This is a genomic window from Reichenbachiella carrageenanivorans, assembly GCF_025639805.1.
GTDB classification, from domain to species: Bacteria; Bacteroidota; Bacteroidia; order Cytophagales; family Cyclobacteriaceae; genus Reichenbachiella; species Reichenbachiella carrageenanivorans.
Window position 1 is genome coordinate 1,024,733 of the sequence record NZ_CP106735.1, and the last position, 24,452, is coordinate 1,049,184.

Sequence of the window (24,452 nt, forward strand, 5' to 3'; positions counted from 1 at the left end):
TTACTAATTCAAAAAAATGTTTGCATCTGCAATATCAAATAATTTCTTTTAAAATAGCACACTAAACTGCCTTTTCACCGAAATACAGAAATAATGAAATTCAATATTGTTATCATACTAACCTTGCTTTTGAATTTGACCTATTCCTCTCTTATGGCTCAAAAAGAGTTGGCAGATTTTCATTATCATCAAGGAGATACTTTCTTACTTTTCAATAGACACGACAGCTCCATTATGCATTTTGAAAAAGCACGAGCACTGTATCTCAAAGAGCAAAACTGGAGGGGAGTAGTTGCCTCGGACAATAAAATCGCAGAAAACCTCTGTGGTACCTTTGAACTTAAAGAAGCCATGGCGCTCTCTAATGCCGCCTACCTAATGGCCGATGAAAAACTAGGAGAGTGGGACATAGAAAAGGCCAATGCCATAAACAACATCGGTAATATTCACTACCTCACGGGACAGCACGAGCAAGCACTCATAGAATACGAAAAAGCACTTGACATAGCCAATCACGAATCTCATGGCGATGTACTCTTTTCTGCCCCTAGCAGTTTGGGTATAGGCAATGTTTATTTTGGTAAAAATCAATATGAAGAAGCCTTCAAGCATTTCAAAAGTGCGTTAGAAGCCAATAAAAGAATCTTAGGTGAAAACCACCCCTATGTGGCCAACTCTTATTTGAGCTTGGGCAACCTGTATCGAAACAAGGGGTCGTACAATTTAGCTACTGAGTATTATGAAAAGGCGCTAGCCATCAATATTTCTGTATTTGGTGAAAACCACCCAGACGTAGCCACTACCTATGTCGGCATTGCTGACATCTACAAAAGCAAGGGTAATTATGACCTCGCCATGCAATATTACCGCCAAGCCTTAGTGATCTATCAAAAATTTCTTCATGAAAAAGACCCAAAATTTGGCGCCATCTACTTAGGGTTTGCCGATGTTTATAAAAACCAGAGCAACTACGATCAGGCTTTAGTATACTACCAAAAGGCTTTGGATTTATTCGAACTAACTATCGGACTCGAACACCAAAACAGTGTGCGTAGTTTCCTTGGTATCGGCAATACCTACATGTATCAAGAGAAGTTTAGAGAAGCACTCGATTATTACAACAAGGTGATGGACATCAACTTCAACCTCGTAGGCGAAAACCATGTCAACTCATCTGCCGCCAACAACAATCTCGGTAGCATTTACTACTTTTTTGGCGACTTCGATCTGGCCATTCGCTACTTCAATAAAGCACTGGCTATCGACATCAATATCCATGGAGAAGAACACCCCAACGTGGCCAACGGCTACTACAACCTGTCGCGTGTATATGGAGAAAAAGGAGACATACGTACTGCACTCGAATATTGCCAATTGGCCATCAATGCCAGCATCATCGACTTCGACGACAAGAATGTATTCATGAACCCAGTACTGGTCAATTTCTTCGACAACAAAGATTTACTTTGGTATTTGCAATTCAAAGGGCAGCTACTCGAAGAAGGGTTTAGAAGAAGTGAAAACGTAAAAGGGCTTGATATTTCTCTTCACAGTTTCGTATTGAGTGACAGCCTAGTAGAACAAATTCGACAGTCCTATACCGACCGTAGAGACCAGATCGAACTTAGTGAAATGTCTGGCAGAATCTACGAATCTTCTGTAAATGCCGCCTACTCATTGATCAATTTGATCAATGAAGACAATGTAAAATACCTAGGGGCAGAAGCTACCTACGAAGGTAAAAAACAAGAATATGAAGATCGGTTTTTCTTCTTTACCGAGAAAAACAAAGGAGCGATTCTTTTCTCTTCTTTGGCTGAGTCCAATGCCATCTCTTTTGGCGGGATACCAGACACCTTGCTCGATAGAGAAAAAGTACTAAAAACCCTTATCAACAACTACACTCAAGAGCTGGCAGCTAACCCAGACCCTAGCATGATCGAGTTTTATCAACGCGAGCTATTTAAGGCCAACAGGGAATATGAGGGGCTCATCGAAAACTTTGAGTCGAACTATCCGAAGTATTATGATTTGAAATATGACGTACAAATCACAAAACTCAAGGAGGTTCAAAATTTTTTGAACGACTCCACCATGATGCTTTCTTACTTCCTCACCACAGACAGTATCTATGTGACTCAGATCGATAATTCTGGCATGAAGATAAACAAGGTGTACCAAAAGAGGGATTATGACAAAGCAGTAAAAGCCGTAAGAAAAGGCATCTTATACAAAAGTGACAAAATTTACACCACCTATGCACGCATGCTCTACGAGCAGCTTTTCCCAATGGAAATTCCAGAACGAATCAAAAATATCATCGTAGTACAAGATGGAATCATGGCAACCATACCCTTTGAGGTCCTCCTCACTGAAGACGTAGATTACAATCATGTGGATTATGCCACTCTTCCTTATCTGATTCGTGATTATAATCTCTCTTATACATTCTCTGCCAATCTGATGTACAAGACCTTCATGAATGAAAAAACAATCCGCCCCAAAGCACCTAAAGACGGAATGGTGATTGCCCCCGTCAATTTTGATCATTCGCTGGAAGCACTAAAAGAGGCCAAAAAATTGTCGTACGACAAAGCAGACAAAGCCAACAACTTAAGAAAAGGAATTTCCATTTCGGCCGAAGAACTCAAATCACTGCCAGGCACCGAAATAGAAGCTGAGGAAATCGACACTCTCTTCCTCAAAAACAAAAAGAAAGCAGATCAATTCATGCACTATCAAGCACAAGAAGAGATTGCCAAATCGGGTACGATGGACGAATACAAATACATCCACATCGCTTCACACGGATTTGTAAACCAGGAAGAACCAGAATTTTCAGGTATTTTCATGACAAGAGATACGCTTACCAAAGTAGAAGATGGCATTCTATTTTCTGGCGAAGTCTACAATATCAACCTCAACGCAGAACTAGTCACTCTATCTGCATGTGAAACAGGATTAGGTAGAATTTCCAATGGCGAAGGAATAATAGGGCTAACTCGCGCCTTGATCTACGCAGGCGCAAAAAACATCACGGTATCGCTATGGAAAGTGTCTGACGAATCGACCAAACGGTTGATGATCGACTACTATGACAATTTTTTGCTCTACGATGTACCTAAAGACCTACACGAAAGCTTGAGTTACGCTTACGCACTAAAGAAAGCAAAAATGAATATGATAGAAAAGGGTGGACTATTTGCACACCCCTATTATTGGTCTCCTTTTGTGTTGATTGGGAAATAACGGTCAGGCGGTCTTTCTTGGACGGCCTTTGAACGTAGTACTTTCTTTGAAACCATTTTTGTACTTCTCTTTTCGAGTGTGCCACACTTTGAAGTTGTTTTTATTGCCTACCTCAAACTGAAAGGCCATGTGTTCAGAAGGAGAGACCCACTCGAGATTTGTACTGTCATTATTTTTCGGATCGTTGTCCAAATGCACAATCATAGTGTACACTTCTGGCAATACGTTGATACAAAAAGCTTCTGCTACTTCTCTGTGAGGATATACCGTCTTTCGTTTGCCCTCATCATTGAGCAAATCCATAAAAAAACACTTACAGGTTGTATTCCAACGCTGCTTCATTACTTTCTCTTTTAGGGAAATTTCTTTCTTTGAGCCTGCATGAAAAGTCTTTCGAGCCTTTCTGCGGACACGCCCCAGATTAGACACTTCATAATTAGAAAAACCAGAGATGGTTTTCCATACCTCTTCCATTCGTTCGATCTTATGCGCTTCCATTATTCAAAGTGGTATTTGATTTTACTTCAGGGTAAAAGTATGTATCATGCTGCCCTTTTGTAAATAAATTCGATGAACTTCTGAATATTCATGACCATTAAGATCGTAGACCTGACGATAGTGATTTTCGCCTGCCCTACTCATGGTTCAACAGTCAAAATAGCTACCTTTGCTACATGATATTATACAATGTAACTGTAAGTCTGGAGGAAAACATCGAACCTGTTTGGCTTCAGTGGATGAAACAAGATCACATTCCCAAAGTAATGGAGACAGGTCTATTCGTGGATCGAAAGATATTCAAATTGTTATCTCACGAGCAAGAGGGCGCCATCACATATGCCATTCAATATTTTGCAGACACCATAGAGCAGATCAATATATATCAAACCAAACATGCGGAAGCACTACAGGCCGAACACGATGAAAAGTTCAAAGATAAGTTCGTCGCTTTCCGAACCATGCTAGAACATGTAGATTAAACCCCTAAGGCACTCCCTCAGCACAATTATTGAAAATCGATGTGGCAATTGAGCCATTCTTCGTCGAAAGACGCCTGGTACTTTTTATAAAAATTAATCGCGGACTCATTCCAGTCTAGTACTTGCCACATCATACCACTGGCGCCTTCCGCTTTTCCATGTGCTATGACTTGATCAAAAAGCAATTGACCAATCCCTTGGCCTCTGTACGTGTCCGTCACGATCAAATCTTCCAAATAAATTCGCTTGCCTTTCCATGTAGAATAACGCCAATAATATACTGCAGCACCTACGAGGACACCATCAATCTCCACTACAAAAAAACCAAACACAGCAGAAGGCCCAAAGCCATCTTGCTTCATTCGCTCTACTGTGTTTGAGACTTGATTTTCGGCATTTTCATAGATAGCCAGCTCATAAATGAGTTCCAGTAATCTGGGTAAATCTTCTGCCGTTCCTTCTCTTAAGTACATATCAAAGCGAACTACGAAATAGTTTCGAAGCCAGCATACTGATGTAGAGCCGCAGGAATTTTAATCCCCTCAGGAGTCTGTCCGTTTTCCAAAATGGCTGCGATGATTCTAGGCAAAGCCAAAGCGCTACCATTCAAGGTGTGTAGTAAATGTTTTTCATTGTTAACATCTCTATATCTCAATTTCAGCCTATTGGCCTGATAAGTTTTGAAGTTGCTCACGGAGCTCACTTCCAGCCATCTTTTTTGTGCTGCAGAATACACTTCAAAATCATAAGTGATGTTAGCCGTAAATCCCAAGTCGCCTGCACACAGCTTCAATTTCCTATAAGGCAATCCCAACCTTTTTAGCAAACCTTCTACATGATCTACCATTTCCTGCAAAGTCTCAAAGGACTTATCAGGGTGCTGCACCTGCACAATCTCTACTTTATCAAACTGATGCAGTCTATTGAGTCCTCTCACATGCGATCCCCACGAGCCTGCTTCTCTTCTAAAACAAGGCGTGAATCCCACATTTTTGATAGGCAAATCTTTTTCATCGATGATCACATCTCTATACAGGTTAGTAATCGGCACCTCTGCTGTAGGGATCAAGTACAGATCCGAGTCTGTGATGTGGTACATCTGCCCTTCTTTGTCTGGCAACTGACCTGTACCCCGACCAGAAGCCTCATTGATCACTACTGGTGGCTGTACTTCAGCATAGCCTGCTCGATCCGCTTCGTCTAAAAAAAAGTTGACCAATGCTCGCTGCAACCGTGCTCCCTTACCTTTGTAAACAGGAAATCCAGCACCTGTGATTTTAACGCCAAGATCGAAATCTATGATATCATACTTTTTGATCAATTCCCAATGCGGTACAGCATCCTCACCTACTTCCGGCAATTTGTCAACGGTAAAAAGCACTTCGTTATCATCCTCGCTTTTGCCAGCAGGTACTTCTAGGTTAGGTATATTTGGGATATGATATAACTTATCCTCCAGCAGTTGTTTGGTTTCTTCCAAGATCTGACCCAACTCTTTCGTTTGATTTTTCAAATCAGACGTCTTGTTTTTTGCTTCATTCGCCTCTTCTTGTTTGCCTTCTTTCATGAGTAGACCAATCGACTTCGAGATTTTATTGGATTCGGCAAGCAACTCATCCAGATGAGTCTGGGTGCTTTTTCTTTTTTCGTCCAATACCAAAACTTCATCAAGAAGTGCCTTGGCGTTAGCTAGGCCTCTTTTTTCTAATCCTGCGATGAATTCAGATTTGTTTTCTCTAATGTCTGAAACAATTAACATAAGGTTCTTTTTTATTGAGAGGCAAATTTATATGATCACCCGACACACACGCTATAGAACCACAAAGAATCGGACAAGAAAAAGTTAGTTTTTTTGGTTTTAACGGGCAATACGAAAAATTTGCGTAAATTTGTGTTCTAATTAATGTTGTCATATAATTGTGGCACTAATATGCATTTAGGCTTAGATAGCCATCCAGCTAATCAGAATAGGCCAATCTTCATTACTATAATATTTCAAAAATATTTCATTTCAAGACGCTTAAAATCATTAAGCACAATTTCTACTAATTAATAAACATGTATAAAATTGAAGAATTGAATGACAGACTACTATCTGAGCTAAAGGAAATTGCTGAGAGTCTGGGCATCAAAAACTACAAGAAATCTGCGAAGAAGGATCTCATCTACAAAATTCTTGACGAGCAGGCTATCAACCCCCAGCCTGCAGCAGAGAGAAAGGCTGAAGAACTAAAAAAAGAAAAGCCAAGCGAAGCAAATGCTGAAAGCAAAAAAGAAACTAAATCGGAAGAAAAGACTTCAAAATCTGCTAACGATCTATTAAGCTCGTTCAATTTAGAGGCAGAAACTAAAGCACCAAGAGAGAAAAACGAGAGAGCGCCAAAAGCTGCTCGACCAGAAAAAACTCCCCGACCAGAAAAAACGGAGCAATCAGCCAAAACGGAGCAGCCAAAGGCTGAAACGAAAGACGTAAAAGACAAAGCACCAAGGGAAAAAGAAGAAAGAAAAGATAGAGGCGAACGCAACGACCGAGGAGATAGAAAAGAAAGACGTCCAGATCAGAAATCTAAAAAAGCTGAATACAACGAGAAAATCAAGGATTTTGACGGTGTAATCGAAAACGGAGGCGTACTCGAAATCATGCAAGATGGCTATGGCTTCTTGAGATCTGGCGACTACAACTACCTCGCTAGTCCTGATGATATTTATGTATCTCCATCTCAGATCAAATTATTTGGTTTGAAAACAGGCGATTCTGTATTGGGCCAGATCCGCCCTCCAAAAGACGGTGAAAAGTACTTCGCCCTATTGAGAGTAACTACTGTAAACGGTAAGACTACTGAAGAAATCAGAGACAGAGTTCCTTTCGAATACTTGACTCCACTTTTCCCAGAAGAAAAATTAAACCTTAGCTACAAACCTAGCGATTACTCTACAAGAGTAATGGACATGTTCGCTCCTATCGGAAAAGGGCAAAGAGGTATGATCGTAGCACAACCAAAAACAGGTAAAACGGTCTTGCTAAAGAACGTTGCCAACGCCATTGCGACCAATCACCCTGAAGTATATCTAATGATTCTTTTGATCGATGAAAGACCAGAAGAAGTAACTGATATGGCTAGAAGCGTAAAAGCAGAGGTGATTGCTTCTACTTTTGATGAGCAAGCAGAAAGACATGTAAAAGTCGCCAATATTGTGCTTGAAAAAGCTAAGAGAATGGTCGAATGTGGTCACGATGTAGTAATTCTTTTAGACTCTATCACTCGCCTAGCCAGAGCACACAATACTGTAGTGCCTTCAAGTGGCAAGATTCTATCAGGTGGTGTAGATGCTAATGCGCTACACAAACCAAAAAGATTTTTTGGAGCAGCTAGAAATGTAGAAAACGGAGGTTCTTTGACTATTCTCGCAACTGCTTTGATCGAAACAGGATCTAAAATGGACGAAGTAATCTTTGAAGAATTCAAAGGGACAGGCAATATGGAGCTTCAGTTGGACAGAAAACTATCCAACAAGCGTGTATATCCTGCTATCGATATTCCTGCTTCTGGCACTCGAAGAGAAGATCTACTCATCGACAAAGAAGAATTGGCTCGTATCTGGATCTTGAGAAAATTCATGGACGACATGAATTCAAACGAAGCAATGGAATTCTTGCTTGGCAAGATGAAAGGTACCAGAAACAACCAAGAATTTTTGGTGTCGATGAACGGCTAATTCCATTAGATTTTATTAACTAAAAAGCCATTCCGTTTCGACTTTCATCGAGGCAGAATGGCTTTTTGCATTATATGCAGTTAACCTTATACTATTTCAATAATACAATTGCCAGATTATATAGGTTTGAACAAAACAATTTTTTTCATAAATTTATTCGGCTAATCAAATACACTAGTTCATTTTATCTATATTTGGAAATAACCTGCACTTTCTCATGGCTAACCACATTAAATACCAGTTGAAAGCAGGCAAGTATTAAAAACCCACTTTACTAAAGCTTAACGCTATGAACAAAATTGATCAGAGCCTACTGGACACATGGAACTTGTATGGAAACTACGTGTCATATACCATTGCCGCTGTCGGTGTATTGATCCTTATCGGGCATCTCTTCAAACTAATGATCACCAAAGACCAAAAAGACAAATATGATTACATCAATATGTATGAAATCAATTTGCTTTGGTATAGTGCTCTTTTAATCATTATTGCACTTGCCGTATATGCCAACACCTTGGTATCCGAATCTGGCATGATGTGGTTTTTCGTAAGACTTTTTGTAAGCACCATGTTCGCCATTATTGCTGGTGTAATTGTGCAAAACATATTGAAGTTTTACTATCCATTCTACATAGAAAAAAGACTCAAGTTTTTAAGATTCACTCCAAGAATATCTCCTGACGGCCGTCCAATGAAATTGTTAAGCGAAGAAGAGGAAGATGTTTATTTGGACGAAGGGATGCAGGCTGAAGAAGACGCCTTCTCGGTAGATTATGATGTATGGATCGACGAAGAGTCTGGCTATACTAAAATCGAAAAATATAATGGTAGACTGCACGCATTAAAATGCAATGAATGCAACTACCAAACGCTAAAAGTGAACAAAGAAGAAGTGATTAGAGTTGCTACACTCGAATCTGATGGTGAACTGGTCAAGTCTTACACTTGTGGATACTGTGGGCACAAAGAGAAAAAGTCATTTACGATTGCTCAATTAAAAGCTCCTACAGAATCAGCGGAATAAACCATTAACTACAAGAACTTGAAACCATTCCTTCTTCTGGAATGGTTTTTTTATGTCTAAGAAATAGCACTCCATCGCAGAGTGGCTATTTGGTTTTTGTTAAGATGCCGAGCTATTTTTACATGCTTTTGACGCTCTAAGTCAGGATCTTCAGCTATGATTTGTTCGGCCAATCTACGTGCCCTTTTCAGCAATTCTCCATCTGTAGTAAGGTCGGCCACTTTGAGATCGAGTAACCCACTTTGTTGTGTACCCATTAGATCACCTGGCCCTCTCAGCTCTAGGTCTTTTTCTGCGATTTCAAATCCATCGGTAGTAGCCACCATACAGCCTATTCGCTCACGGGAGGTCTTTGATATTTTACTACCCGTCATCAAAACACAATACGATTGATCTGCCCCTCTACCTACACGTCCCCTGAGTTGGTGCAGCTGAGACAGACCAAATCGCTCCGAATTTTCGATCACCATTACTGATGCATTAGGCACATTCACTCCGACTTCTATCACTGTCGTGGCCACCATTATTTTGGTCTCCCCTCTCACAAAACGATCCATCTCAAAATCCTTGTCTTTTGGTTTCATCTTACCGTGCAAAATGCTCAACGGCACCTTAGGAAAAGCCCTGGCAATACTTTCGTACCCATCCATCAAGTCTTTATAATCCAGCGTACTGGATTCTTCAATCAAAGGATAAACAATATACACCTGCCTACCTAAGTCTATTTCCCTTTGGATAAATCCAAAAAGCTTCAAACGAGACGAATCATATAAATGAGACGTTTTAATAGGCTTTCGCCCTTTGGGCAATTCTCTTATAGTAGACACTTCTAAATCACCATATAGTGTCATGGCCAAGGTTCTAGGAATAGGTGTCGCCGTCATCACTAAGACATGTGGGTATACATGCTTATTCTTCTGCCAGAGTTTGGCACGCTGAGCCACTCCAAAACGATGCTGTTCGTCTATCACGGCTAAGCCTAATCTGTTGAACTGCACATCATTCTCGATCAAAGCATGTGTGCCTACCAGTATATTTACCTCACCAGAGGCCAATTCTTCCAGATACTTTCTGCGATTGCTTTTCTTAGTAGACCCAGTAATAAGCCTGATTTTTAGCCCAAGCTTATCGCAATACTCCTCTAGCCCTTGGTGATGCTGAATGGCTAAAATCTCTGTAGGCGCCATGATGGTCGTCTGAAACCCACTACCTATAGCAATGAGCATACATACAAATGCCGTAATGGTTTTACCGCTACCTACATCTCCTTGCAACAGCCGGTTCATTTGATAGCCTGACTGTAAATCTGTGTAGATTTCTTTGATGACTTGCTTCTGAGAATCAGTTAATTCAAAAGGTTTATGGTTGGTATAAAAATCATGAACGAGTGAACTATTTTGAAAAACAATCCCCCTATGGGCTTCTTTTTGGTCCGTTTTTTCTTTGAATATTTTGAGTTGGATGAAAAAAAGTTCGTCAAACTTAAGGCGTTCGAGTGCCTTGTCCTTCGCCTGCATACTCAACGGAAAGTGAATTTGCCGCAAGGCAGAGTTCAAATCCATCAAACCCATTATCTGCATCAGTTCGTTATCAAGGGTTTCCACTGCAGAGGTTCCTTTGGCTTGGAGTAGCTCAAACTGCATTTTGGCGATCGCCTTACTATCTACATACTTCCGCTTAAGCTTTTCTGTGGTGGCATACACTGGCAGTAGACTTTTCTTGCCTGTTTCATTGGCCGGAGTCAATATTTCTATTTCCGGATGACTAATCGAATATTTAGTTTGAAAAAGCGATGGTTTGCCATATACGATGTAGGGTACTCCAGGCTTAAGTTTACTTTTCATCCACTTTACTCCCTTAAACCATATCAATTCTATTTGCCCCGTTTGATCTCTAAAGGAAGCCGTGAGCCGCTGCTTACCAGCTGCGCCTACTATCTCTACCTGATCTATTACGCCTTTGATTTGGACATTTTCACCATCCGAGCTGATTTGATTGATGGTTAAAAATTGAGAACGATCTTCGTACCGGAATGGGAAATGATAAATCAGGTCATGAAACGTCTGAATACCTAGTTCTTCATGCAGGAGCTTAGCCTTGGCTGGCCCTACACCTTTTAAAAACTCGATTTTTGTATCCATGAAGCCCGACATGCCAGTCGATTATTGATCCCAGGTGAGTGTATTGAGCATGTGCAACATGTCCATTTTCACATAGTTGATGACTGGTCGCAGAGAGTCATTTTGTGTCGCTGTTTTAAAATACAATGCACATCGCAAAAAATGTTTGGTAGAATCAGTCACATGAAACTGAAACTGTGTAGGCACCTCTCCCGAGAGTTCCATCACGGTAGCTTTTATCCCATTATTAAGCGTAATCACACTTTCATCTATGGCATAGGCTTTTACTCTGTGCTCTGACGTAAGCTTGTATGAATCACCCAAATACTCTTCTAAAGTACTCCTATTAGTGACAGGTTTATAGGTCACTTGAATATTCGCACCTAAGTCTTCGTAGTACAAATCGAACCAGTACCGTTCTGAAATCCACGAACTGTCTTTTAGTATCTTGGCCTGTGTAGAATACTCCAACTGAAATGGAAAGGAATCTGCTAAAACTTGATACTGTGCTGGCTTGAGATCAATTCGATTAAACCCTTTGGGTTTTGGGTTGAAATTATTACTTCCACACCCAACTAGTACCACTGCTAAAACCCAAAACCACTTTTTCATCATCTTGTAATATGTACCCTTACTTTCTTTATTCTCTTATCGTTAACTGCCACGGTCGTAAACTGAAAATTTTCGAAAACAATCTTTTCTCCTGCGTTTGGCAGCATCGAATTGATTTCTAACAACAAACCGCCCAGAGATTCGCTTTCTCCTTTCACCACATCAAATGCCTTGTGATCTACTCCTGCTAATTTGCAAAAATCCATCAACGACGTTTTGCCTTCAAAAATGAACGTGTTATTGTCCAGTTTACTATAAGCTATGTCCGTGTCCTCGTCAAACTCATCGTTGATTTCACCTACGATCTCCTCGATCACATCCTCCATGGTAATCAAACCAGAAGTGCCTCCGTACTCATCCACCACGATAGCGATGTGAATTCTCTTTTCCTGAAAATCCTTAAATAGGGTATCGATTTTTTTAGTCTCTGGCACAAAAAAACCAGGTCTCAACAACTCTTGCCACCTAAAATTCTCCTCTTCGCTCACATGTGGCAGCAAGTCTTTGATATAGAGAATACCTTCAATTTTGTCTATTGTCTCTTTATAAACAGGTATCCTAGAATAGCCTGTCTTATTGATCTGGTTCATCAATTCATGAAAGTCTGTCTCCAAATCAATCGCTGTGATATCCATTCTAGATTTCATCACCTGCTTCACAGACAGTGTCCCAAAATTCACTATTCCTTTTAAAATCCCTTTTTCCTCTTCTGTCGTTTCATCTTCTGCAGCAAGATCAAGCGCTTGATTCAGATCATCTACCGATACACGATAGCCTTTCCTCTCTATTCGACGCTCAATCACATTACTCACCTTGATGAGTAACCAAGCCAAGGGCTGAAATACTCTGAAAGAAACGGCCAACAATCCGGCTGTCCGTTTGGCGAAAGCCATGCTATTTTGGTTCGCATATACCTTCGGGACAATTTCACCCAAAAACACCATCAAGAAGGTGATAACAATAGTCAGTGTCACAATTATAGCACCTCCCGACAACACATCTCCCAAAAGCGCTGCAGTGACATAGGTAGACAACATGACGATAGAGATATTGATGAAATTATTCAATATCAGAATAGTAGCCAGCAATTGTTTCGGGTGACCTAAGAGATGAATTATTTTATCTCTAACTGTAGTTTCTGCTTGCTCAGTGTCAAGTAATTGATCATGTGTAAGAGAAAAATAAGCGACTTCGGATCCAGACACTAATGCAGATCCAAAAAATAAAAGTCCGATTCCGATAAGACTAAAAACCAGCAGGTATATGTCGCCGCTAGTAAGTATTGTCGTCAGTATTAAGTTTCCCGGGAGTGGGTCGTCCATTGGTGTAAATTACAGTTTGATGATTAGAACGGAAGATCGTCTATTTCGTTCGATTCCTCTACAGGAGCAGACTCAGTAGAGGTTGTTGTCGTATTAGCAGATGCTGCTGGCTGGCTGGCTGCAGAGGAGCCTGCTCCTTCAGGCCTAGAGCCCAACAACGTCATTTCTCTACCAACCACTTCGGTGATGTATCGAGTGACGCCTTCTTTGTCGTCGTAAGATCGGGAGGTTAATTTTCCTTCTATATAAACCTGACCGCCTTTGTTGAGATACTTCTCAGCTATTTCGGCTAATGGAGACCAAAGCACAATGTTATGCCATTCTGTATTAGTCACTTTTTCCCCTTGTTTATTTTTATAAGTTTCGCTTGTCGCAATTGGAAAATTTGCCACAGCTCTGCCATTGTCAAGGTGTCTTACTTCAGGGTCTTTGCCCAGGTTTCCTACTAAGATTACTTTATTTACTCCAGCCATTATTTTATTTGTTTTTTAGGTTGATTCTAATGGTTTAATTTAACGACAAAACTCATTATTCAAAAACAATTCAATCGGTTTTGGGACAGCATAGTCTCCTATCCTTTCTCTCGATACCATTAGCATTTGTTTCGCTTCACCCACTTGCACCAGTGCTTTTTGTGATCTCATTTCATAGACATGAAATCGCAAATGCAATTTCTGATGCGTCAACTGATGTACCATTTCTGAAGAAGAGTATTCCAGTTTTCCGCCTTCAAAGCTACTGCTTTTTAAACTCTTTTTTGTCTCCTCTATATCGAATTCGAAAAGTCCTGTCCATATATCCCCTTCTGATCGCTGGCGAATCAAAACCTGACCCTCATGAGTGTAAACGTAATAATTGAAATATCTGTGCCTTACTTTTACATTCTTAGATTTGACTGGCAGGCTATCGATTAGTCCCTTTGACTTGGCAAAGCAATGTGTCTCAAACATACACGTCGCGCACTCGGGTGATTTGGGCGTACATATCATAGCGCCAAATTCCATCATGGCTTGATTGAAATCTCCCGAGTGACCCGCTGGCATCAAGGTCTTTGCCCGATCAAAAAACACCTTAAACGTACTTGTCTTTGCAATATCCTCAGCTATACCAAAAAGCCTAGCCATCACTCTAAAAACATTACCATCTACAGTAGGCACAGCTTCTCCAAAGCAAATCGACGCAATAGCCGCAGCAGTATATTTCCCAATTCCTTTTAGTTTTTGCAGCTCAGCATAGTTGTCCGGGAAATTCCCTCCAAAATGATTCATTACAGCATTAGCACACTGGTGCATATTTCTCGCTCTGGAATAATATCCTAGCCCTTGCCAAAGTTTAAGTATATCGTCCAAATTTGCTTGCGCAAAATCCTGTACTGTTTGATAACTAGCTATGAATTTCAAATAGTAAGGCATCCCTTGATTGACGCGCGTCTGCTGTAGGATAATTTCTGACAACCAAATTTTAAAAGGATCCTTTGTTTCCCTCCAAGGCAGGTGGCGTTTGTTAAAACCATACCAATCAAGAAGTTGTGACGAAAACCAATCGTCATTTCCCAGACTTTTTCCTGTCTTTAAAGGCCTACTAATATTTCTCAATAATTGTTTTTTTGTGTTTATTTGCGCTCTGAAATCCTTGAATTTCAGGCAACTAAATTAGTTTGTAATTTATTTATACTATTATTTATACCTAAAAAAATAGAGGTGACGAAAGCAGATGTGATCAACGAGATAGCAGAAAAGACAGGAATAGACCGATTGGACGTTCAGGCATCAGTGGAGGCTTTTTTTTCTGTAGTGAAAAATTCAATGGCGGACGGTGAAAATATATACGTTCGTGGATTTGGTAGTTTTATTAACAAAAAAAGAGCGAAGAAAATAGCTAGGAACATCTCAAAAAATACGGCCATCATTATAGATGAGCACTATATTCCGAGTTTTAAACCTTCCAAAGTATTTGTGGAGAAAATAAAAAGCAGCAAGAAAATCGGTTGATCTTGCTTGGGTTATTGTACAATTACCTCCCCGTTGATTTAAGAGAAATTTCAATTTACACAAGCAATTCAATTGCTAATTGAAACTATTTCTTTTGAAGAATAAAAAAAATACTATCTTTGCGCACTATTTGGGGGAGCGGTATATTCAATTACTGATTGACTAAACGCTCTTTTACAACCCTTGAAACGAATTGACAAGTCCTTTTTCTTCACAATTTTGAAAGAATAAAGGCTTTGAAAATATAAAGTGCCAATGATGATGAGTTATCTCATCATCAAACAAAGAAATTAAACGAATTTAGAACATTTAAAGATTTTAGATTATGCCTTGCGGTAAGAAAAGAAAAAGACATAAGATATCTACTCACAAGAGAAAAAAGAGGCTAAGAAAGAACAGACACAAGAAAAAATAATTGTGCTTTCTTGGGTTGTTTGAATTAATATTTGAACCTATAAAACATATCAGTTTTGAGTAACGAATTAATCATAAATTCAACTCAGAATGGATGTCGAATAGCCCTATTAAAAGATAAAAAGTTAGCCGAGTTTCATCAAGACGATGATGGGCATCAGTTCAATGTAGGCGACATATACCTGGGATCTGTTAAAAAAGTAGTTCCTGGGCTAAATGCCGCCTTTGTAGATATTGGATATGAAAAGGATGCCTTCCTACATTATTTAGATCTCGGTCCCCAACTGCAATCCTTAATGAAATGCACCAAACAAGTGCTTTCTGGTAAGATTACTGGAAAGAACTTGAATGGTTTCAAAAGGTTGCCTGACATCAACAAGTTGGGGAAAATGAACCAGGTTTTAACAAAAAACCAACGTGTTCTGGTACAGGTTGTAAAAGAACCTATATCAACTAAAGGGCCTAGACTATCCAGTGAGTTGTCGATAGCCGGAAGATATTTGGTACTCGTACCTTTTTCCGATGCTGTCAGTGTTTCCAAAAAAATTGGAGACAGTAACGAAAGGAAGCGTTTGCTTCGACTAATCACCTCTATTAAGCCAGAAAATTTCGGCGTCATTATCAGAACAGTTGCTGCCGGAAAGGATGTAGCTGAGTTGGACAGAGACTTAAGCGGATTGGTAGAAAAGTGGTCTTCAGGAATGCAAAAACTGAAGCAAGTAAAACCAAACGAAAAAGTTATTGGTGAGATCAATCGCGCCAACTCTATTCTTCGAGATGTATTGAATGAGACCTTCGACAACATTGTGGTCGACGATAAAGCACTTTACAAAGACGTAAAAAGCTTCATTCAAGACATTGCTCCTGATAAGGAGAAAATCGTGAAATTATACACAGGTAAAGCAAAAATGTTTGAATCCTACGGGATAGAAAAACAGCTAAAAGGCCTATTTGGTCAATCTGTAAGTATAGATGGTGGTGGTTATTTGATTATCGAGCATACCGAGGCACTCCACGTCATAGACGTGAATAGTGGCAATAAATCGAATGCAGAAGATAATCAGGAAAACACCGCATTGAAGGTGAACATGGACGCAGCAAAAGAAATTGCTCGTCAGTTGCGCTTACGCGACATGGGAGGTATTATCGTGATCGACTTCATCGACATGAGAAAGGCAGAGAATAAAAAACTGCTCTTTCAAAAGATGAAGGACGAGATGAAAACTGACCGTTCGAAATTTACTGTCTTGCCACTCTCTAAGTTTGGCTTGATGCAAATTACGCGTCAGCGTGTAAGACCTGAAGTAGATATCAAAACACGTGAGGTTTGCCCTACATGTAATGGTACTGGCAAAATCACTGCTACTATATTAGTAACTGATCAAGTAGAAAAAGATCTTGAACACTTGCTAGTAAAGCAAAATGAAAAGAAGTTAACTATTTCACTTCACCCTTACTTATTCGCTTTTTTCACAAAAGGGCTTATTTCAAGGCAATGGAAATGGTACTTCAAGTACAGAAGATGGGTACATTTGGTAGAGGATTCGTCCGTGCCAATTACACAATATAATTTCCTTAATGGATTAGGAGAACAGATCGAACTTTAAGTTCGATCTTTTTTTTGCCTAAAATTTGAGGCCAATTTTTAAATCCAACATATCCATCTTAGTGATAAGTGGCCCGTCTGCCTTAGACGATTTCACAATATCGACCAAGCCACGATCGTAGAAGATACCACCATACAAAATGGTGTTGATACCTGCGCCATACTCTACCCCTACACCTCCTGTAAAGGAACAATCGAAGAGATGAAATTTCTCTATCAAAACATAATCATCCTCATAGGCTTCGTCGTGCAACTTGATTTCTCCTTTAAAGCCGATTTGAAAAAAGGCTTTCAAGTCTGGTTGGATTTCGCTCGTGAAAAGTTTTAAGGTCATTGGCAACTGAAGATAGTGCACTTTGTAATCCTCCGTATAAGGCGACGCACCTACAGGCTCTACAGTAAACCCAGCACGCTTAGGTGCGAAAATCAAACCAGTACTAAAGGCATAGGTCTCAGACAACATAAAATCAGCTTCGAGACCAAATTTAAATTTCATTTTAGAACCGTCATTCGTGATGTCTCCTGTGGCATCTTCGACATAGACTACTCTGTTCATAGAGATACTTGGCGCCACCATCAGACTCAATTTAGGCTGAGCATAGCTAACAATAGAAACCAAAATAACGGCAGAGACTAGGATGATTTTCTTCATAAGAAATTAAAATAAATAAATAGTTTTGTCATTCTTTATACGAGTCCTCAAACAAGAGGTATCTTCCATTACAAATCTAAAGTCCATAGGCTTGAAGCAGCGAACAATTTATCAATTAATTATTATAATATTAGTCAGTACACTCGGAATTGCGGGTCTGTCTTCCTGTAACAGCAGTAACTGTGATCAGAAAAACAGATATGCAGATGTACCTATCCAACTAAATGTGGAACGCCTAGAAAACGAAATAATAGATTTGAAAAACACAGAACAGGTGCTTGCCTTTTTTCAGCAGAATCGTGTGATGGCAAATTACTTTCTAGATGCCCTGCAATACCCCAACGACACTATTCTTGCCAAACGACTGTTTCGTCTCATGAAGCAACCTTCAATCGACACTTTGATTGATGACACTAAGGTTTATTTTTCGGATTTTGATCAAAACATAGACCAACTCACCACAGCCTATCAATTTATAAAATACCACTACCCTACCAGTAGGGTTCCTAAGATTCAAACAATCATTACTGGGTTTTATAATGACATGTATATTTCCGATTCTCTCATCGTACTGGGCTTAGATTATTTTGCGGGCGAGCATGGCAGATACTACCCAAATGACATCCCTAGATACATCGTAAAACGATACATGAAAGAAAGTCTCGCGCCCATTACACTCAGTTTTGTGTCCAATGAATTTAACCTTGCAGACCAATCTCACGGAACATTATTAGCAGACATGGTCAACCTAGGCAAGTCTTACTATTTCGTAGAACAAGCACTGCCATGCACGCCTGACTCGCTAATCATCGGCTATACTTCCGAGGAAATGCATGCGGTACAAACCAACCAAGAAATTATCTGGGCCAATATTATAGAAAATGAAATGCTCTATGAAACCAGTCACTTTCTAAAAAACAAATTCATCGGCGAGCGCCCCAATGTTGTAGAGATCAGTAAAAATTGTCCTGGTCGAGTCGGTGCTTGGTTGGGTTGGCAAATTGTGCGCAAGTATATGAACGAACACCCAGAGGTCTCCTTTACTGACCTGATGGCAGACACGGATGCTCACAAAATATTTCAGCAATCCAACTACAAACCGAGAAATAAATCTCAATAATCATTTTGTTAGGATACGCACAATATAATCCATTTGAACACTGGATTGTATTGCTAGACTATACCGTTCTTCTGCTAGTTGCCTGGCATTAGATTGGTAAGTTTGGAGCTGCTCCTTATCGCTAAGAAAGACCTCCAGCTGCTCGCGAAATGCCGCTGGTGAAGACGCAAAAAAACCACACTTTTCCCGTACAATCAAATCACCAATCCACCCACCAAAGTTGGTCACAACTAATTTGCCTGCCGCGAGTGCATCAAAAAACTTGTTTGGACTACCCGTGTGCAAAGAAGGCACATCAGCAAATGACACCAACATGGCATCAGTAGCATTTACCACCTCCTGCACTTCTTCTTTACCCATCGTATCATAAATAGCCACATGATTCAACCCTTTGGTTTTCACCCATTCGGTCACCTTGAGCTTCTCTGCACCGTCGCCCACTAGAACAAAACGAACGGGGAGATCCTGCACCGCCTCTGCCCAATCGATGATCTGAGCAAGATCATTGGCCAAACCAAATGTACCCGTATAGCTAATCACAAACTGATTCTGAATTCTATTTTTTGAAGCAGGAATAAACCTATCACAATCTGCTATATTATAAACCGTCTCGCACGATACCGCTGGTGCAACCGACTGTAAGTATGCAGTAATAGGCTCAGACAACCCTACCAATCCACTGGCTTTTTGATAAAACAAACGCTCTGCTACTTTCAGCATTTTTTGCTTCCATACACCCTGAAGCAATCCCATGTCTATGGGCACTTGTGGCCATAGATCTCCCACTTCGAAAATATATTTTCTCCCCAATACCCATTTGTTAAAAAGGGCGACCACCCCTGTAGACAAAGGCGTAGTCATCACATAGCACAAATCTATATTTCGATGTCTGCACGACTCCAACATCGCCAAGATCATGAAACGCACAAATGCCCATCCTCTACGGGAAAAACTCATTTCATTGGCATAAGCCACTGGCAAGTAGACCACATCAATGCCATCTACATTTTTCTTATGCCTTGTCGAGCCATTATACGCAGTAATCATCGTAACTTGAAAATGAGCCGAAAGTGCCCGTGCTAAATAATAAGAGCGCAGACTACCTCCATCTGCTGGCGATTTGAAATATTGATGGATATATAATATCTTCGGCACGAATTAGAGTATTATTTTCATTACTTTAGGTTCAAGTTAATAAGCATTTGTCTTGCTGTCTAATTTCATTAGAATGGAAATTGAAAAACTTACTGTCAGACTCATCCAACTACATTGTTATCAAAATGATGAAGAGAAGTATGATGACGTTTTTTTGAAGTTCAATGGAGAGAAAATTTGGCCACTAGACAAAAAACATGAAGACGTACGGATTGATAGCAAACACGATCTGGATGTGACAATTACAGGATTGATCCCTGACGAAAGAGCAGCCATAGAAGTATGGGATCATGACCTACTTAGCCCCAACGACTTGTTGGGCACCATGTATTTTGTGCCAGACAAAAAAGGAGGCCCATATACCGTAGATATGAATCCTCTAAACGAAAGTACAACTGCACGATACAGCATTGACTGGGAAATTATTTGACCGAGCAACATAGACCCATTTTGTCTCACGTAAAATAAAATTCTTTTGAGAAAATTTTCTTGCATTCTATTATTGAGTGCTTTGCCATTTTTAAGTATGGCACAATCTGGCTGGCTCGAACTATATAACCAAAGTATAGAAGACTACAACAACTACAATCTCACTGCCGCGAAAACCAACTGTAGTCAAGCCCTCGACATCTACACCCAATCCGTAGCGACAGAAGACAAAAACATAGCCGCCATCCTTAGACAACTCGCACTCATCTGCTACGACGAGGGAAACTATGAAGAAGGAATTTCATTTGCCAACAAGGAAAAAAAAGTACTTGAAAACATACAACAAACAAGCGACGAAAATTACGCCATCACGCTATACAATCTGGGACTGCTCTACTCTGCCAATGGGCAATTTGAACAAGCCAAACAATGGCTCTCTCAATCACAAACCCTCCTGCTAGCCTACCATACCAAAGACGACCTAGAAGTAGCCGAAGTAGAAGGCAATCTAGCCGTGGTCTACTACTACCTCTCTGACTGGGAAGCGTGTGCGCCACTATTCGAATCGGCCATAGCCACCATGGAACAATCCGATGAGCAATCCCCTGAATACGCCAACATCCTCTACACCTACGGAGACTTTTGTTTGGTCAGTGGCCGACCCAAACAAGCCATAGCCGCGCTATTACCGATCAAAGAAGCCTACGAACAAGACGGTGCCTCAGAAGATCTAGCCAGCCTCATGGTGAAAATAGCCTCGGCCTACGAAGACAGCAACCAGCTCCCCGAAGCAGCCACCAACTACCAATCCGCCATAGATCTATTCGACAATCTCAGTGCGCAAAGCCACCCTGACTATGTGATCGCCCTCAACAACCTATCGCTACTGTACCAGCGTGAAGGCAACCTGACCGAAGCGCTCAAACTAATGTCTGGCGTAGTGGATCAGCAAGCTGAAGCCAAAGACGAAGCCTATTACATTGCATTGGCCAATCTGGGCAATATCCACTACATCAACGAATCCTATGATTCGGCACTGGTGGCTTATGACGAGATCATTGCCAATTATATCTTCCCAAGCGAAATCCCGTTGAAGCCCTATTTTCTGGCGACTACAGGTCAAGCGCTCATTTTTGTAGACCGAGGAGCATATGCCGAAGCGTTGCTCACTTGCGATAATACACTGGCAAAAGCAATAGATGATCGGTCACAGATCGTACCTCTACTCAAGGCCAAAGCAACGGCGCTATCGGCCATGGGCCAATACGAACCAGCCGAAACCACCTTGAAAGAAGCCTTCGCTCTCGTGCCGCTCAACAAGCTGGAGTCTAGCGATATCAGTCTGAGAATGGCATCTCTATATACCATTCTCAACAGACTAAACGAGGCTGGAGCACTATACGAAGAGATCAAACCCTACTACGACGATCTGTCGGCTACTGCCGAAATGCAGTATGCCAACTTCTTAGGCAACTATGCTGCCTACCTGCAAGCCAGCGGAGACTTCAACCAGGCCGAAGCGATGCTTCTCAAATCCATTGCGACCAAGCAAAGACTTTTTGGCGCAGAAAGCCCCTCTTACCTTTCTTCGTACGAGAACTTGGGCATTCTATACCTGACCACTGGCAAGTATTCTAAATCTAAAGAAGTACTAGATGAGGTCTACCAGCTCAAATCAAATACACCAGAGACAGATGATGTAGCCTTTGCCTATACACTCACTAATTTGGGTCTGATCAATCGTGCCCTTGGGCATTTTGGTGAAGCCGAAGCGTATTTTTTAGAGGCGCTTCAGAAATATGAAAACACCCTCGGCACAGACCACATCTACTACGCCAATACTTCCAACGAACTTGGTACGCTTTATATAAAAATGGGTAATACCAAAGCCGCACGAATGAAAATAGAAACGGCGCTCGCCTCTTTCGAAAAAACACATGGCAAATACCACATCGACTATATCTCTGCACTGGAAAACCTAGCCTCGCTCAACTATATGGAAGGCCATGTAGAATCCAGTAAACTGGAACTAGAAGAAGCGCTGGCACTTGACAAAGAAGTGCTGGGGGTAAATCACCCATTGTACTCTAAGACGTTGCACAACTTGGCCTCGACCCTAGAAGAACTGGGGGCATACGATGAAGCAGCTACCCGCTACCAAGAAGCCTTGACCATTTATGAAAACACCTATGGTACTGACCACCCTTCGTATGCCAATACGCTCTACAACCTGGCCGTACTAAAACAAGAACTAGAGCAATACGACGAAGCGCAAACCATGTTTGAGCAAGTGGTGGCTCAAAGAAGCCAATTACTCAACGAGAGTCACCCAGACTTGGCTTACTCCTATTATGGATTGGCCGCGGTCAAACAAAAAACAGAAGATTACGAAGGTGCATTGGCCGATTATCGGATAGTCATCCAATCCTATCTCAGCAGCATCGAAAACTATTTTCCTTCGCTGAGTGAAGAAGAAAAAAGCGCCTTTTATGCCAAAATAAAACCCGTCTTTGAAGCTTTTCAGGATTTTGCTGTGGAGTACATCTACCATGCCAGGGGCGATGAAACCACTCGACATCAAGTAGCCGCAGATCTTTATGATTTGCAACTCAACACCAAGGCGCTATTGCTCAATGCCAGCAACAAAATCAGAAATACCATTTTGGCAAGTGGAGATCCACAGCTGGTAGCCAAATTCAACGAATGGCAAAATGCCAAAGAAGACTTGGTAAAAGCGCTCAGCTTATCCAAAGATGAATTGGTGAAAAACAACATAGACCTTGGCACCTTACAAGCAAAATCCAATACCCTAGAAAAGGATATTTCAAAAATGTCTGCGGTATTTGCAGGGGAGTTTGACAAACAGAAAATCGATTGGAAAACAGTGCAAAAGCAACTCGGAACCGATGAGGCCGCCATAGAAATCTTGCGCATTAAGAAAAACACCAAAAATGACTCGGTGTACTATGCAGCGCTTGTGATCAAAGGCACGCCCGACTCCTATCCCGCACTCGTAGTAATCACAGACGGTTTGATCATGGACACCAAATCTTTCAAATTTTATAAAAACATGATCGTCTATAAAATGGAAGACCCTAAGTCGTATGACCAATACTGGCAAGCCATCGACGCCCAATTGGGCGACATCCGCACGGTGTACCTCTCCTCCGATGGCGTATACAACAAGGTGAATGTCAATACCCTGTATGACACCAAAAGCAAGACGTATGTGATAGATAAATATGCCATCAATCTACTCAGCAATACCAAGGAACTCACCCAATCGAAACCTGCCAGTCAAGCGTTAAAACAAAATACCGCAGCGGTATTTGGATTCCCCGATTATGAACTAGGCGAGAGCGATCTGACCGCTAGTGCAGCGGCTACCGAAAGAGGCTTTGAATCTGGTATCTCTGCCCTCCCAGGTACGCTAGAAGAAATCAACAATATCGTACATACCCTAGATCAGAATTTTTGGAAATATGATAAATATGAGGCTGCTGAGGCCAATGAAGTGAATGTAAAGAAGATCAGCAACCCCAAGCTGCTTCACATCGCCACGCATGGCTTCTTTATGACAGATATGCAAATCAAACCCGATGCCAATGAAGGTATACAAGCCCAAGAAGCTAGATACAATCCCCTCTTGAGATCAGGGCTACTCCTCGCAGGTGCATCAAAAACACTACATGGAGAAACACTACCCTACGACGAGGACGGCATTCTCACAGCCTATGAAGCTATGAATTTGCAACTAGACGAAACCGAACTAGTCGTGATGTCGGCCTGTGAAACGGGACTAGGCGAGGTGAAAAACGGAGAAGGGGTCTATGGACTTCAACGCTCATTTATCGTGGCTGGCGCCGACAACCTCATCATGAGTCTCTGGAAAGTAAACGACGAAACCACACAGCGCCTCATGTCTCAATTTTACGAAAACTGGCTCAGTGGCCAATCCAAAAAAGAAGCTTTTAGAAACTCTATTCTGAAATTGAAAAAAGATTATACGCAACCTTACTACTGGGGTGCATTTGTGATACTAGGTAATTGATATAAAA

Annotated in this window: 19 protein-coding genes; 9 read left to right on the top strand and 10 right to left on the bottom strand. The window is 41.0% G+C overall.

The features are described 5' to 3' along the window. Positions 1-93: 93 nt before the first annotated feature. Positions 94-3,249: a CHAT domain-containing protein gene (locus tag N7E81_RS04030; protein WP_263051998.1), complete on the top strand. Its 3,156-nt coding sequence runs from the start codon at positions 94-96 to the stop codon at positions 3,247-3,249. Positions 3,250-3,252: 3 nt separating this feature from the next. On the opposite strand, the gene N7E81_RS04035 is transcribed toward N7E81_RS04030, so the two are convergent. After that, positions 3,253-3,747 (bottom strand): NUMOD4 motif-containing HNH endonuclease, encoded by a 495-nt coding sequence (locus N7E81_RS04035; RefSeq protein WP_263051999.1) that lies wholly within the window; start codon positions 3,745-3,747, stop codon positions 3,253-3,255. Positions 3,748-3,923: 176 nt separating this feature from the next. On the opposite strand from N7E81_RS04035, the gene N7E81_RS04040 reads away from it, so the two are divergent. After that, the gene (locus N7E81_RS04040) at positions 3,924-4,229 is read left to right on the top strand and encodes a DUF4286 family protein (protein ID WP_263052000.1); all 306 of its coding nucleotides are present in this window, start codon (positions 3,924-3,926) and stop codon (positions 4,227-4,229) included. Between the two features lie 26 nt (positions 4,230-4,255). Here the strand turns inward: N7E81_RS04040 and N7E81_RS04045 are convergent, their stop codons facing one another. Beyond that, positions 4,256-4,702 (bottom strand): GNAT family N-acetyltransferase, encoded by a 447-nt coding sequence (locus tag N7E81_RS04045; RefSeq protein ID WP_263052001.1) that lies wholly within the window; start codon positions 4,700-4,702, stop codon positions 4,256-4,258. An 11-nt stretch (positions 4,703-4,713) separates the two neighbouring features. After that, the gene (gene serS, locus N7E81_RS04050) at positions 4,714-5,988 is read right to left on the bottom strand and encodes a serine--tRNA ligase (RefSeq protein ID WP_263052002.1); all 1,275 of its coding nucleotides are present in this window, start codon (positions 5,986-5,988) and stop codon (positions 4,714-4,716) included. 299 nt (positions 5,989-6,287) lie between these two features. Here serS and rho point away from each other — a divergent pair, with 299 nt between their 5' ends. Then, a complete protein-coding gene (gene rho, locus N7E81_RS04055) occupies positions 6,288-7,946 on the top strand; it encodes a transcription termination factor Rho (protein ID WP_263052003.1) in 1,659 nt (552 codons plus the stop codon). A gap of 289 nt (positions 7,947-8,235) precedes the next feature. Beyond that, the gene (locus N7E81_RS04060) at positions 8,236-8,973 is read left to right on the top strand and encodes a hypothetical protein (protein ID WP_263052004.1); all 738 of its coding nucleotides are present in this window, start codon (positions 8,236-8,238) and stop codon (positions 8,971-8,973) included. 56 nt (positions 8,974-9,029) lie between these two features. On the opposite strand, the gene recG is transcribed toward N7E81_RS04060, so the two are convergent. Genes recG through mutY form a run of 5 tightly spaced genes read right to left on the bottom strand, consistent with a single transcriptional unit; the run spans position 9,030 to position 14,622 of the window. Beyond that, positions 9,030-11,126 carry an ATP-dependent DNA helicase RecG gene (gene recG / locus N7E81_RS04065; RefSeq protein ID WP_263052005.1) on the bottom strand — a complete coding sequence of 699 codons (2,097 nt, stop codon included), beginning with the start codon at positions 11,124-11,126 and terminating at the stop codon, positions 9,030-9,032. A 9-nt stretch (positions 11,127-11,135) separates the two neighbouring features. Next, complete coding sequence (gldD, locus tag N7E81_RS04070; protein ID WP_263053060.1) at positions 11,136-11,705, bottom strand: gliding motility lipoprotein GldD; 570 nt, start codon at positions 11,703-11,705, stop codon at positions 11,136-11,138. Beyond that, complete coding sequence (gldE, locus tag N7E81_RS04075) at positions 11,705-13,027, bottom strand: gliding motility-associated protein GldE (RefSeq protein WP_263052006.1); 1,323 nt, start codon at positions 13,025-13,027, stop codon at positions 11,705-11,707. Before gldE ends, gldD begins: the two co-directional genes overlap by 1 nt. A 23-nt stretch (positions 13,028-13,050) precedes the next feature. After that, positions 13,051-13,500 carry a single-stranded DNA-binding protein gene (locus N7E81_RS04080; RefSeq protein ID WP_263052007.1) on the bottom strand — a complete coding sequence of 150 codons (450 nt, stop codon included), beginning with the start codon at positions 13,498-13,500 and terminating at the stop codon, positions 13,051-13,053. Between the two features lie 39 nt (positions 13,501-13,539). Further along, positions 13,540-14,622, bottom strand: coding sequence for an A/G-specific adenine glycosylase (gene mutY / locus N7E81_RS04085; RefSeq protein ID WP_263052008.1), 1,083 nt, complete (start codon positions 14,620-14,622; stop codon positions 13,540-13,542). Between the two features lie 105 nt (positions 14,623-14,727). Between mutY and N7E81_RS04090 the strand changes: the two genes are divergently transcribed. Then, positions 14,728-15,018 carry an HU family DNA-binding protein gene (locus N7E81_RS04090; RefSeq protein ID WP_263052009.1) on the top strand — a complete coding sequence of 97 codons (291 nt, stop codon included), beginning with the start codon at positions 14,728-14,730 and terminating at the stop codon, positions 15,016-15,018. A 470-nt stretch (positions 15,019-15,488) separates the two neighbouring features. Continuing rightward, entirely contained in the window at positions 15,489-17,039 is a 1,551-nt protein-coding gene (locus N7E81_RS04095) for an Rne/Rng family ribonuclease (RefSeq protein ID WP_263052010.1), read from the top strand. An 18-nt stretch (positions 17,040-17,057) separates the two neighbouring features. On the opposite strand, the gene N7E81_RS04100 is transcribed toward N7E81_RS04095, so the two are convergent. Next, positions 17,058-17,690 carry a porin family protein gene (locus N7E81_RS04100; protein WP_263052011.1) on the bottom strand — a complete coding sequence of 211 codons (633 nt, stop codon included), beginning with the start codon at positions 17,688-17,690 and terminating at the stop codon, positions 17,058-17,060. Positions 17,691-17,715: 25 nt separating this feature from the next. Between N7E81_RS04100 and gldB the strand changes: the two genes are divergently transcribed. After that, a complete protein-coding gene (gldB, locus tag N7E81_RS04105; protein ID WP_263052012.1) occupies positions 17,716-18,810 on the top strand; it encodes a gliding motility lipoprotein GldB in 1,095 nt (364 codons plus the stop codon). Here gldB and N7E81_RS04110 read toward each other — a convergent pair whose 3' ends face one another. After that, the gene (locus N7E81_RS04110; protein ID WP_263052013.1) at positions 18,811-19,965 is read right to left on the bottom strand and encodes a glycosyltransferase family 4 protein; all 1,155 of its coding nucleotides are present in this window, start codon (positions 19,963-19,965) and stop codon (positions 18,811-18,813) included. It abuts the gene before it with no gap. Positions 19,966-20,038: 73 nt separating this feature from the next. Here N7E81_RS04110 and N7E81_RS04115 point away from each other — a divergent pair, with 73 nt between their 5' ends. Both N7E81_RS04115 and N7E81_RS04120 read left to right on the top strand, forming a co-directional pair. Continuing rightward, entirely contained in the window at positions 20,039-20,395 is a 357-nt protein-coding gene (locus N7E81_RS04115; RefSeq protein ID WP_263052014.1) for a C2 domain-containing protein, read from the top strand. Between the two features lie 45 nt (positions 20,396-20,440). Next, positions 20,441-24,445 (top strand): CHAT domain-containing protein, encoded by a 4,005-nt coding sequence (locus N7E81_RS04120; RefSeq protein ID WP_263052015.1) that lies wholly within the window; start codon positions 20,441-20,443, stop codon positions 24,443-24,445. Positions 24,446-24,452: the final 7 nt, after the last annotated feature.

Coding starts and splice junctions, on each gene's coding strand:
- N7E81_RS04030 (WP_263051998.1), top strand. CDS start 94: ATGAAATTCAATATTGTTATCATACTAACCTTGCTTTTGAATTTGACC.
- N7E81_RS04035 (WP_263051999.1), bottom strand. CDS start 3,747: ATGGAAGCGCATAAGATCGAACGAATGGAAGAGGTATGGAAAACCATC.
- N7E81_RS04040 (WP_263052000.1), top strand. CDS start 3,924: ATGATATTATACAATGTAACTGTAAGTCTGGAGGAAAACATCGAACCT.
- N7E81_RS04045 (WP_263052001.1), bottom strand. CDS start 4,702: ATGTACTTAAGAGAAGGAACGGCAGAAGATTTACCCAGATTACTGGAA.
- serS (WP_263052002.1), bottom strand. CDS start 5,988: ATGTTAATTGTTTCAGACATTAGAGAAAACAAATCTGAATTCATCGCA.
- rho (WP_263052003.1), top strand. CDS start 6,288: ATGTATAAAATTGAAGAATTGAATGACAGACTACTATCTGAGCTAAAG.
- N7E81_RS04060 (WP_263052004.1), top strand. CDS start 8,236: ATGAACAAAATTGATCAGAGCCTACTGGACACATGGAACTTGTATGGA.
- recG (WP_263052005.1), bottom strand. CDS start 11,126: ATGTCGGGCTTCATGGATACAAAAATCGAGTTTTTAAAAGGTGTAGGG.
- gldD (WP_263053060.1), bottom strand. CDS start 11,705: ATGAAAAAGTGGTTTTGGGTTTTAGCAGTGGTACTAGTTGGGTGTGGA.
- gldE (WP_263052006.1), bottom strand. CDS start 13,027: ATGGACGACCCACTCCCGGGAAACTTAATACTGACGACAATACTTACT.
- N7E81_RS04080 (WP_263052007.1), bottom strand. CDS start 13,500: ATGGCTGGAGTAAATAAAGTAATCTTAGTAGGAAACCTGGGCAAAGAC.
- N7E81_RS04100 (WP_263052011.1), bottom strand. CDS start 17,690: ATGAAGAAAATCATCCTAGTCTCTGCCGTTATTTTGGTTTCTATTGTT.
- N7E81_RS04115 (WP_263052014.1), top strand. CDS start 20,039: ATGGAAATTGAAAAACTTACTGTCAGACTCATCCAACTACATTGTTAT.